This is a genomic window from Streptomyces sp. NPDC054863, from assembly GCF_053610825.1.
Window position 1 is genome coordinate 1 of record NZ_JBSGZD010000284.1, and the last position, 10,295, is coordinate 10,295.

The following is a 10,295-nucleotide window of genomic DNA, read 5'->3' on the forward strand; positions in this document are numbered from 1 at the left end:
GTTCGTGCTCCCGGGGCCCCTCTGGGTGCGTGGTGCGGGTCGGCTAGCCGACCGGCAGGCCGCCGAGGCTGCCGGCGCCGGGCAGGCCGCCGCCGGTCGGGAGGCCACCGGTCGGGAGGCCGCCGGAGGTCAGGGCATCGGTGGGCAGGCCGCCGTCGGTGGCGGTCTTGGTGGTGTCGCCGAGGACCTCACCGGCGCTGCCCGCGACGTCACCTGCGGCCTTCTGGGCGGCGGGGGTGGCGGTCTTGCCCGCCTTGCCGACGGTCTTGCCCGCGGCGGGGACGGCCTTCTTGACGGCGGCGCTGCCGGTGTCGCCCGCCGTGTTGGACGCCTTCTGCGACGCACCGTCGACGGTCTCACCGAGACCGGCGCCGTCCAGCGCGGTCAGGCCACCGAGGTTCGGGGCCGCGGGAAGGTCGGCCGCGCTGGCGGAGCCGGCCGCACCGACCACGGAAACCGCGCCTGCGGCGCCGAGCAGTGCGGCACGGGCAATCCGACGAGCCAGGGGGAGGGACATGGTGCTCCTTAGCGGGAGAAGACGTTGTTGAGACGCTGTCTGTCCGGCGATCGGACGCACTGAACAACCGCTGGGAGGGCGGGGGAGGTTGCGGTGCGGCAAGGTAAAGAGTTTGCAATGCAACGCATTATCCTTTGAGGATAAAAACGGGCAAACAAGCAGCATCGGGGAACCGGTCGAAAGCCCCCCTTCCCTTGATTCCCAAGGGAATTGAACGGCATCGGCCGAGGTGGGCGCGGTGGTCGCGCACCGACCGCCCGAAGGTGCCGGACGTCCCCCTTCGGGTGACCCGGTGGACGGGTGACCGCCCGGTTTTCGATCGGTGACCTGCTCTTGACCCGGGAGTGATCTGCCCGTTATCGGCCAGTTGTCCGGTGGGTGCGTGCTGACTTGCTCTTACGGAGCGGTGCTGATCCGCACCTCGGAGGCACCGGCGGGGGCGCCGGCGGGGGTGCCTGCCGGACCGGCCTTCACGGGGGTCCGCCGCCAGCCCTCCGACGCCTGCCGGGAACTCCATTCCTGGCCCGCGTACGTGATGCGGGTGATGCGGAGTTCGGCGGAGTGGGCCATCGCCCAGTGCGCCAGCTGCCAGCCCCGCTGCTGGGCGGGATCGGCGAAGGCGTCGCTGCCGCCGGCCCCGGGGACGGGCACCACGACGGTCCGCGCGTCGTCGGATCCGCTCGCGGGGGAGCCCGCCGCCGTCCGCGTCCGCGCGAGGACGCCCGCACCGAAGGCGCCGGTCAGGCCCTCCCGTACCTTCGCCGGATCGCCCTGCTTGCCGTCGTCGCCGCCCTTGCGCGCGTCACACGAAAGAGACGCGGGCGTACGGCCGGTGAGCGCCGAAGCGAGCAGCGCCGCGTCCGGCTCGTGCTTCGCGTACGCCTGCGGGAAACCGCTCTTCTGCACCCGCTGCGCGGCCACCGTCAGCGGCAGCCGCGAATAGCCGGGGACCTCGGTGAGGTGCTGGAAGAAGCGGGCGGCCGAGTACGCGGGGTCGAGGATCTGCTCGCCGGTGCCCCAGCCCTGCGAGGGCCGCTGCTGGAAGAGCCCGAGCGAATCGCGGTCGCCGTGCCGGATGTTGCGCAGCGCGGACTCCTGGAGGGCGGTCGCCAGTGCGATGGTGACCGCACGCTCCGGCATGCCCCGCGACGTACCGACGGAGGAGATGGCCGCCGCGTTGACGGCCTGCTCGGCGGTCAGCTCGTATCTGGCGCCGCTCCCCTGCGTACCGTCGCCGCCGCGCACCACGCAACGGGTGGAGGACTGGCCGCCGGAGAAGTACTGCACCGCTACATATCCGGCCAGCGCCAGCAGTACGACGGCGCCTACGACGAGGCGGAGGGTACGGCCGTGGAGGGAGGAGAGAAGGGGGAGCTGGGACACACAGCCAAGGTACTGGAGCCCGCACACCAGTCCGCCCGCCCGGACCCCTGCCCGTTCTGTGCCGGTGGGGTGCGGGGCCCGGGCCCCGCAGGGGCGGGTGGGGGCCCGGGCCCCGCAGGGGGCGGGTGGGGCGCATTAGGGTCGGGCGCATGACCGACGCACCGCTCGACCTCAGCCTCGATGCCGCAGCCCTCACCGCCCGGCTCGTCGACTTCCGTTCCGAGAGCGGCAACGAGAAGCCGCTCGCCGACGCCATCGAGCAGGCCCTGCGCGCGCTCCCGCACCTGACCGTGGACCGGTACGGCAACAACGTCGTCGCCCGCACCCACCTGGGCCGCGCCGAGCGCGTGGTCCTCGCCGGGCACATCGACACCGTCCCCATCGCCGACAACGTCCCCTCCCGCCTCGACGAGGACGGCGTCCTCTGGGGCTGCGGCACCAGCGACATGAAGTCCGGCGTCGCCCTGCAACTCCGTATCGCCGCCACGGTCCCCGAGCCCAACCGCGACCTCACCTTCGTCTTCTACGACAACGAGGAGGTCGCCGCCCACCTCAACGGCCTCGGCCATGTCGCCGAAGCCCATCCCGACTGGCTCGTGGGCGACTTCGCGGTCCTCCTCGAACCCTCCTACGGAGAGGTCGAGGGCGGCTGCCAGGGCACCCTGCGCGTCGTCCTGCGCACCACGGGCGAGCGCGCCCACTCCGCCCGCAGCTGGATGGGCTCCAACGCCATCCACAAGATCGCGCCGATCCTGACCAGGCTGGCCGCGTACGAACCGCGCCGCCCGGTGATCGACGGCCTGGAGTACCGCGAGGGCCTCAACGCGGTCCGTGTCGAAGCGGGCGTCGCCAACAACGTCATCCCGGACGACTGCTCGGTGACGGTCAACTTCCGCTACGCGCCCGACCGTTCGACGGACGAGGCGATCGCGCACGTGCGCGAGGTCTTCGCGGACTGCGACATCGCGGACTTCACCGTGGACGACCACTCCCCGGCGGCACTGCCCGGCCTCTCGCACCCGGCGGCGGTCGCGTTCATGGAGGCGGTCGGCGGCCGGGCCAACCCGAAGTTCGGCTGGACGGACGTGGCCCGCTTCAGCGCGCTCGGCGTCCCCGCGGTGAACTACGGCCCCGGCGACCCGCTGTTCGCCCACAAGCGGGACGAACACGTGGAGGTCGCGAAGATCCTGCACGGCGAAGAACGACTCCACGCCTGGTTGACGGCCTGAATTTCGCCGTTCGTCACATCTGTGGACCTACCCTGACCGGACAACGTACGGCAGCGAAGGGAGCACGGCATGACGCATCCTGAAGAGGGACGGGCATACGACGAGCAACGGCTCGGTCCGGTCCTGCGCCGCCGGGAACAGGTCCAGCCCGGCACCACCGACCAGCGGCTGCTGGACACGGAGGGCGACTCGGAGTGGGTGCACACCGACCCGTGGCGGGTCATGCGCATCCAGTCGGAGTTCGTGGAGGGCTTCGGCGCACTGGCCGAACTCCCCAGCGCCATCAGCGTGTTCGGCTCGGCGCGCACCCCGGTGGGTTCGCAGGAGTACGACGCGGGCGTACGGATCGGCAGCGCGCTCGTCGAGGCGGGTTTCGCCGTGATCACGGGCGGCGGCCCCGGCGCGATGGAGGCCGCGAACAAGGGCGCCAGAGAAGCCAACGGCGTCTCCGTCGGCCTCGGCATCGAGCTCCCCTTCGAGCAGGGGCTCAACCCGCACGTCGATATCGGGGTCAATTTCCGATACTTTTTCGTTCGAAAAACAATGTTTGTCAAGTACGCCAAGGGCTTCGTTGTCCTGCCCGGCGGCTTCGGCACCCTCGACGAACTCTTCGAGGCCCTCACCCTGGTCCAGACCCAGAAGGTCACCCAGTTCCCGATCGTCCTCTTCGGTACGGAGTACTGGGGCGGCCTCGTCGACTGGCTGCGCAACACGGTGATCGCCCAGGGCAAGGCCTCCGAAAAGGACCTGCTTCTCTTCCACGTCACGGACGACGTGGAAGAAGCGGTCGCACTGGTGACGAAGGAAACGGGCAAGTAGCGGACCGCGGACCGCGGGGCGCGGGGCGGGGTGCGGGGTGCGGGGTGGTCGTCGTGCGGGTGCGCCGTGGCCGGCCGCGCAGTTCCCCGCGCCCCTGACCGCCTGCCCCGCCCCCGGGGGAAGCGGCCCGCGCGCGGGCCGCAACCCTCCGCGACAGGCAGGATCCCCGCCTACGCCAGCCCCCTCCGCGCCACCGCCGGCGCCCGCCACCCCGCGATCGACGCCACCATGTCCAGCACCTGCCGCGTCTCCGCCACCTCGTGCACCCGGTACACCTGAGCGCCCAGCCAGGCCGAGACCGCCGTGGTCGCCAGTGTCCCGAGCACCCGTTCCTTGACCGGCCGGTCCAGCGTCTCCCCGACGAAGTCCTTGTTGGACAGGGACACCAGTACCGGCCACCCCGTCGCCGACATCTCCCCGAGCCGCCGCGTCGCCTCCAGGCTGTGCCGGGTGTTCTTTCCGAAGTCGTGGCCGGGGTCGATCATGATCGCGTCCCGCCGCACCCCGAGCGAGACGGCCCGCTCGGCCAGTCCCACCGTGACGTCGAGGATGTCCGCCATCACGTCCTCGTACTCGATCCGGTGCGGCCGGGTGCGCGGCTCCGCGCCCCCCGCGTGCGTGCACACCAGTCCCACGTCGTACCGCGCGGCGACGGCCGCCAGCAACGGATCGACCCCGCCCCACGCGTCGTTGAGCAGGTCCGCGCCCGCCTCGCAGACCGCTTCGCCGACCTCGTGCCGCCAGGTGTCCACGCTGATGACGACGTCCGGGTACCTGCGCCGCACCTCGGCCACGAAGCCGACCGTGCGCCGTGCCTCCTCCTCGGCGGTCACCTCCTCGCCGGGCCCTGCCTTGACCCCGCCGATGTCGATGACGGCGGCCCCCTCCGACACCGCCTGCTCGACGCGGGCCAGCGCGGGCTCGTCGCGGAAGGTCGCTCCCTGGTCGTAGAAGGAGTCCGGGGTGCGGTTCACGATCGCCATGATCACCGGCTCGTGCGTCTCGAAAGCGCGCCGGCCCAGCCGCAGCATCTGCAGATTCCTCCTCGTCACGGCCCTCTGACGACCTTCGACGGGCCGCCTGCGACCTTAACTGTCACACCCGCATGGCACGATCGGGACCGGAAGGTTTCCGTATGCCCCGGGGAGACGCTGGTGTTCTGGTTCTTGCTCTTGGCGATGGTGGTGGTCGTCGCCGCCGTGACGCTCGCCGTCGTCGGCGGTGGTGACGAGGGTCCTCTCCCGGAGGCCGCCCCCGACCATCTGGTGGACCCGCTGCCGCTGACCCGCCCGGTCGGCCGCGCGGACATCGAGGCGCTGCGGCTGCCGCTTGCGCCCCGGGGTTACCGGATGGCGGACGTCGACGACGTCCTGGGCCGGGTCGGCGCCGAACTGGCCGAGCGGGACGCCCGTATCGCCGAACTGGAATCGGCCCTCGCGGGCGCCCAGGCCACGACGGTCGGCGGCCCGCACCTCTTCGAGGAACCCGCCGGGCCCGCCCCGCAGGAAGCACCCGAGCCCGGGCCCGCGGCCGAGCGGACACCCGAGCCCGGCACCCGCCCGGCCGCCCCCGGGGAGCCGCAGTCATGACCGACACCGGAGTCGGCGCCTCGCCGGGCCCCGACGGGGGCCTCCGCTGCCCCTGGGGGCTCGCCACCGAGGACTACACCGCCTACCACGACACGGAGTGGGGCCGTCCGGTCCACGGCGACGACGCGCTGTACGAGCGCCTCTGCCTGGAGGCGTTCCAGTCCGGGCTGTCCTGGCTGACGATCCTGCGCCGCCGCGAGGGCTTCCGCACCGCCTTCGCGGGCTTCGCGATCGACCGGGTCGCGGGCTTCACCGACGCCGACGCGGCCCGCCTCCTCGCCGACCCCGGCATCATCCGCAACCGCGCCAAGATCGAGGCCACGCTCGCCAACGCCCGGGTCCTCAGCCGGTGGGACGAGGGCGAACTGGACCGTCTCGTCTGGTCCTACGCCCCTGACCCCGCGAGCCGCCCCGTGCCCCGCACGCTCGCGGACGTACCCGCCGTCACCCCGGAGTCCACGGCCCTCGCCAAGGACCTCAAGAAGCGCGGCATCCGCTTCATCGGCCCCACCACGGCGTACGCCCTGATGCAGGCGTGCGGCCTGGTCGACGACCACCTCGTGGACTGCGTCGCCCGGGGCAACCGCACGTAACCGCACCCAGCCGTACGGAGCGCAGGCAATCGCCCGTACGGGGTACGCGAAGGAACCTGACCGGCGGAGAACCGGGCGGCGCAGAACCGGTCCGGCGGAGAACCGGGCGGCGCAGAACCGGTCCGGCGGAGAAACGGGCCGGCGGAGAAACGGGCCGGCGAAGAACCGAGCCGGCGGAGAAACGGACGGCCGCGAAGAACCGGGTCAGCGCCCCAGGTACTTCGGCTTCGCCTTGTCGATGAACGCCTGCACCGCGATCGCGTGGTCCTCCGACGCACCCGCCAGGGTCTGCAGTTCGTCCTCCTTCTCCAGCGTCTCGGCCAGGCTGTGCCCGGACCCGTACGCCAGGGAGGCCTTCAGCGCGGAGTACGCCACCGTCGGACCCTCCGCGAGCGCCCGCGCCACGGCCTTCGCCTCGGCGGCCAGCGCGGCGGCGGGCACGACCCGGTTGACGATGCCCAGCTCCAGCGCCTCCTGGGCGCTCACCGAGCGCGGGAAGAGCAGCAGGTCGGCGGCCCGGCCGTGGCCGATCAGCCGCGGCAGCGTCCAGGACACGCCCGAGTCGGCGGTGAGTGCGACCCCGGCGAAGGACGTGGTGAAGGTGGCGGTGTCCGCGACGATCCGGTAGTCGGCGGCGAGCGCGAAACCGAGGCCGGCCCCCGCCGCGACCCCGTTGACCCCGGCGACGACCGGCTTCTCCATCCCGGTCAGCGCCCGCAGGATCGGGTTGTAGTGCTCCTGCACGGTGCTCATCGTGTTTCCGGTGCCCGCGGCCCGGTCCGCGGAGAGCGAGGCGACGTGCTCCTTGAGGTCCTGGCCGACGCAGAACGCCCGGCCCGTCGCCGTCAGCAGCACCGCCCGTACGCCCGGGTCCGCCGCCGCGGCCTGCGCCGCTTCCCGCAGCGCGACCTTGGCCTCGGTGTTCATCGCGTTCATGGCGTCGGGGCGATTGATCGTGATCGTCGCGAGAGCGTCGGTCACCTCGTAGAGCACGGTGTCGGCCATCGTCGGTCCCCTCCAGATGCGAAAAATGGGCATGCACAGGCCAGCATGGCGGAGATCCGGGACCCTGCGCATGTGACCTGCGTCAAACAAAAAGACGTCCGGAGGCGGTACAGGGCGGCGAAGTATCGCAGCTGGATCGCCGAATTGAGTGGTTTTGCGGCTGCGCGTTGCGCAAGCGATGCCAACCGATGTTGGTCATTGGGTCCTGCGATGCGGGATAATGGCCTGGAAGCAATGTGTTCGATGCCGGTGACACCTGGGTTGTCGGCTGCGTGAGCTGGTTTCAGGAAGGGGAACGAGCATGGCGGCCATGAAGCCGCGGACGGGCGACGGCCCGCTCGAGGTGACCAAGGAGGGGCGGGGCATCGTCATGCGCGTTCCGCTCGAAGGCGGCGGTCGACTTGTCGTCGAGCTGACTCCGGACGAGGCCGATGCACTCGGCGACGCCCTGAAGAAGGTCGTCGGCTAACGCCTGAAGGCGGATAGCGCTCTTAACTCTCCACTGCCCCGGCCACGCGCGAGCGTGAACCGGGGCAGTGGCGTTTTCCAGGACGCCGGGGGCGAGTCGTCGACGCCGTGCACGAGTCGTCCGGGCGAGAAGTTTTCGTACGGAGCCGGGCGGTCAGCCCTTGCGCACAGAGCAGGGCGGTCAGCCCTTGCGCACCGCGCACAGCAGCCCGTCGCCGACCGGCAGCAGCGAGGACACCAGTTCCGTCGACTCCCGGACCGTGCGCAGCAGTTCGCGCAGCCGCAGCACCTCGGCGGGCTGGGCGGCGGAGTCGACGGTGCGGCCGTCCGCGAAGACTCCCTCGAAGCAGACCAGGCCGCCGGGCCGCAGCAGACGCAACGATTCAGCGAGGTAGTCCAGGGACTCCAGCCGGTCGCCGTCGCAGAAGACGAGGTCGTAGCCGCCGTCCGCGAGGCGGGGCAGTACGTCCAGGGCCCGGCCGGGGATGAAGCGCGCCCGGTTCCCCGCGAAGCCCGCCGAGCGGAACGCCTGACGGGCGAAGGTCTGCCGCTCGGGCTCCAGGTCGACGGTGGTCAGCACGCCGTCGGGCCGCATGCCGTGCAGCAGGTAGATGCCGGACACGCCCGTGCCCGTACCGATCTCGGCGACGGCTTTGGCGTCCGCCGCCCCGGCCAGCAGCCGCAGCGCGGCGCCGGTGCCCGGGGACACCGAGGGCACGCCCGCGTCCCGGGCCCGGTCACGGGCCCAGTGCAGAGTGTCGTCCTCGGCGACGTAGGCGTCGGCGAACGCCCAGCTCGTCTGCCGGTTGGCGGTAATGACGCTCTCCTGTCCCCGTAGTTGGCGCAACGGTGACTGTATCCGCTGACGTCGGGAACTCGCAGATGGGACCGGTCGTTGTGAAGGGACAGGGGGGACCGATGGATCACGGGGACCGGGGCCGGCAACGGGCCCAAAATTCACGCAAAGACTCTTATCCGGAGCTAACGGGCGAGGTGGTTATGGTAGGGGCTCCACTGGACACCACCAGAGCCGACAGGGGAGGTGCGGCTGCGGCCGGTGATCGGGGAGGAGTGCTCCGGCGCTTTCTCAGGTCTGCGGGCGAGCCGAAATCCGTGACCGACACCGCTGACCGTTCCACTTCCGCCACCACGGCGACCTTCGCTGACTTCTCGGACGCGGAGGAGACGTGGACGCCTCCCACCTGGGAGGAGATCGTCAGCACGCACAGCACCCGCGTCTACCGCCTGGCCTACCGCCTGACGGGAAATCAGCACGACGCGGAGGACCTGACCCAGGAAGTCTTCGTCCGGGTCTTCCGCTCGCTGTCGACGTACACGCCCGGCACCTTCGAGGGCTGGCTGCACCGGATCACGACCAACCTCTTCCTGGACATGGTGCGCCGCAAGCAGCGCATCCGCTTCGACTCGCTCGGCGACGACGCGGCCGAGCGGCTGCCCAGCCGCGACCCGTCGCCCCAGCAGGCCTTCCAGGACACCCACTTCGACGCGGACGTGCAGCAGGCGCTGGACACCCTTGCGCCCGAGTTCCGTGCCGCCGTCGTGCTCTGCGACATCGAGGGCCTTTCGTACGAGGAGATCGCCGCGACCCTCGGCGTCAAGCTCGGGACCGTGCGCAGCCGCATCCACCGAGGCCGCTCGCACCTGCGCAAGGCGCTGAAGCACCGTTCCCCCCAGGCCCGCGCCGAGCAGCGCGCGATGGCTTCGGTGGGCGCGGGCGTGCCGATCGTTCCCTCGGCGGCCGGAGAGGGCGGACTCGGGTGAGCGGATCACGACCCACCCCGGCGGAACAGCACCTCGGGGACCGGCTCTCCGCCCTGGTGGACGGCGAACTGGGCCACGACTCGCGCGAGCGTGTCCTGGCCCATTTGGCTACCTGCGCCAAGTGCAAGGCCGAGGCCGATGCCCAGCGCAGGCTCAAGGACGTCTTCGCGCACTCCGCACCCCCCGGCCCCTCCGAGGGGTTCCTGGCGCGCCTCCAGGGCCTGCCAGGGGGCAGTGCCGACGAGGACGGACCGGGTGACGGCGAGTCACCGGGCCGCAGAAGATCGGGGGAGAGCTCCTTCGGGGTCTTCCCGGCCGGCGACGACCTGAGATTCGGAGCCGGGATCGGGTACGAGCCGGGCGGAGCCCACCCGGGCGTGCTTCCCGGCGCCTCCCGTGACCGGGGCTTCCGCATTCACGAGGTCGGCCGCCCGGAGACCGAGCGCACGGGCGGGCGCAGGCCGCGCAGGTTCGCCTTCGCCGCGGCGAGCGCCGTCTCGCTGGCCGCGATCGCCCTCGGCGGCGCCCTTCCGGCGGAGACGACCAACAACCCCACCGCCAGGGGCGAGCGGGCGGGCGGGCTCGTCCCGACCAGGGCCGCGACCCCGGCGGGCGGCACGGACGGCAGCCGCCGCCAGGGCGGCGCCACCAGCGCGAGCACGGGCGCGACCGCCACGGGCGGCGGTTCGACCCGGCTCTCGGTCACCACCGACCGCGCGGGCACGGCCACCGCACCGCCCGTCCCGTACAGCGCGGGACTGACGGAGTATCCGCTCGCACTCGCCCAGCGACAGGGGCAGGGGCAGCGGCAGGGCTGGGGCCGGGCCCCGGGCCCCGGGCACGGGCGGCAGCACGACGGCACGCGGGTCTTCCCGGCTTTCCTGCTGGACAGTTCGGCGGTGTCCCCGCT

The 10,295-nt window shown here is 72.0% G+C and carries 12 protein-coding genes; 7 read left to right on the forward strand and 5 right to left on the reverse strand.

The features are described from left to right. Positions 1–43: 43 nt before the first annotated feature. On the reverse strand, positions 44–517 hold the full coding sequence (locus ACWGIG_RS32120; protein WP_453325209.1) for an ATP-binding protein: 474 nt from the start codon (positions 515–517) through the stop codon (positions 44–46). Between the two features lie 396 nt (positions 518–913). Further along, positions 914–1,900 (reverse strand): hypothetical protein, encoded by a 987-nt coding sequence (locus ACWGIG_RS32125; RefSeq protein ID WP_453325210.1) that lies wholly within the window; start codon positions 1,898–1,900, stop codon positions 914–916. Between the two features lie 149 nt (positions 1,901–2,049). Here ACWGIG_RS32125 and dapE point away from each other — a divergent pair, with 149 nt between their 5' ends. Both dapE and ACWGIG_RS32135 read left to right on the forward strand, forming a co-directional pair. Beyond that, positions 2,050–3,129: a succinyl-diaminopimelate desuccinylase gene (dapE, locus tag ACWGIG_RS32130; protein WP_453325211.1), complete on the forward strand. Its 1,080-nt coding sequence runs from the start codon at positions 2,050–2,052 to the stop codon at positions 3,127–3,129. A gap of 69 nt (positions 3,130–3,198) precedes the next feature. Beyond that, on the forward strand, positions 3,199–3,948 hold the full coding sequence (locus ACWGIG_RS32135; protein ID WP_453325212.1) for an LOG family protein: 750 nt from the start codon (positions 3,199–3,201) through the stop codon (positions 3,946–3,948). A gap of 170 nt (positions 3,949–4,118) precedes the next feature. Here ACWGIG_RS32135 and folP read toward each other — a convergent pair whose 3' ends face one another. Further along, positions 4,119–4,979, reverse strand: a complete 861-nt coding sequence (folP, locus tag ACWGIG_RS32140; protein ID WP_453325219.1) for a dihydropteroate synthase — start codon at positions 4,977–4,979, stop codon at positions 4,119–4,121. A gap of 123 nt (positions 4,980–5,102) precedes the next feature. Between folP and ACWGIG_RS32145 the strand changes: the two genes are divergently transcribed. Both ACWGIG_RS32145 and ACWGIG_RS32150 read left to right on the forward strand, forming a co-directional pair. After that, positions 5,103–5,537: a DivIVA domain-containing protein gene (locus ACWGIG_RS32145; RefSeq protein ID WP_453325213.1), complete on the forward strand. Its 435-nt coding sequence runs from the start codon at positions 5,103–5,105 to the stop codon at positions 5,535–5,537. Further along, the gene (locus ACWGIG_RS32150; RefSeq protein WP_453325214.1) at positions 5,534–6,130 is read left to right on the forward strand and encodes a DNA-3-methyladenine glycosylase I; all 597 of its coding nucleotides are present in this window, start codon (positions 5,534–5,536) and stop codon (positions 6,128–6,130) included. The genes ACWGIG_RS32145 and ACWGIG_RS32150 overlap by 4 nt, the downstream gene beginning before the upstream one ends. A 204-nt stretch (positions 6,131–6,334) precedes the next feature. On the opposite strand, the gene chcB is transcribed toward ACWGIG_RS32150, so the two are convergent. Further along, entirely contained in the window at positions 6,335–7,135 is an 801-nt protein-coding gene (gene chcB, locus ACWGIG_RS32155) for a 2-cyclohexenylcarbonyl CoA isomerase (protein WP_453325215.1), read from the reverse strand. A 301-nt stretch (positions 7,136–7,436) separates the two neighbouring features. Between chcB and ACWGIG_RS32160 the strand changes: the two genes are divergently transcribed. Beyond that, the gene (locus ACWGIG_RS32160; RefSeq protein ID WP_003966491.1) at positions 7,437–7,604 is read left to right on the forward strand and encodes a DUF3117 domain-containing protein; all 168 of its coding nucleotides are present in this window, start codon (positions 7,437–7,439) and stop codon (positions 7,602–7,604) included. Between the two features lie 180 nt (positions 7,605–7,784). Here the strand turns inward: ACWGIG_RS32160 and ACWGIG_RS32165 are convergent, their stop codons facing one another. Continuing rightward, complete coding sequence (locus ACWGIG_RS32165; protein WP_453325216.1) at positions 7,785–8,450, reverse strand: O-methyltransferase; 666 nt, start codon at positions 8,448–8,450, stop codon at positions 7,785–7,787. Positions 8,451–8,602: 152 nt separating this feature from the next. Between ACWGIG_RS32165 and sigE the strand changes: the two genes are divergently transcribed. After that, positions 8,603–9,385 (forward strand): RNA polymerase sigma factor SigE, encoded by a 783-nt coding sequence (gene sigE, locus ACWGIG_RS32170; RefSeq protein ID WP_453325217.1) that lies wholly within the window; start codon positions 8,603–8,605, stop codon positions 9,383–9,385. After that, on the forward strand, positions 9,382–10,295 hold a 914-nt coding region (locus ACWGIG_RS32175; RefSeq protein ID WP_453325218.1), incomplete at its 3' end, for an anti-sigma factor family protein. The genes sigE and ACWGIG_RS32175, both read left to right, overlap by 4 nt.

What these genes read in the sequence shown, in the direction of transcription:
- ACWGIG_RS32160 (WP_003966491.1), top strand. Translation starts at nt 7,437, where the DNA reads ATGGCGGCCATGAAGCCGCGGACGGGCGACGGCCCGCTCGAGGTGACC.
- dapE (WP_453325211.1), top strand. Translation starts at nt 2,050, where the DNA reads ATGACCGACGCACCGCTCGACCTCAGCCTCGATGCCGCAGCCCTCACC.
- ACWGIG_RS32150 (WP_453325214.1), top strand. Translation starts at nt 5,534, where the DNA reads ATGACCGACACCGGAGTCGGCGCCTCGCCGGGCCCCGACGGGGGCCTC.
- chcB (WP_453325215.1), bottom strand. Translation starts at nt 7,135, where the DNA reads ATGGCCGACACCGTGCTCTACGAGGTGACCGACGCTCTCGCGACGATC.
- ACWGIG_RS32120 (WP_453325209.1), bottom strand. Translation starts at nt 517, where the DNA reads ATGTCCCTCCCCCTGGCTCGTCGGATTGCCCGTGCCGCACTGCTCGGC.
- sigE (WP_453325217.1), top strand. Translation starts at nt 8,603, where the DNA reads ATGGTAGGGGCTCCACTGGACACCACCAGAGCCGACAGGGGAGGTGCG.
- folP (WP_453325219.1), bottom strand. Translation starts at nt 4,979, where the DNA reads ATGCTGCGGCTGGGCCGGCGCGCTTTCGAGACGCACGAGCCGGTGATC.
- ACWGIG_RS32135 (WP_453325212.1), top strand. Translation starts at nt 3,199, where the DNA reads ATGACGCATCCTGAAGAGGGACGGGCATACGACGAGCAACGGCTCGGT.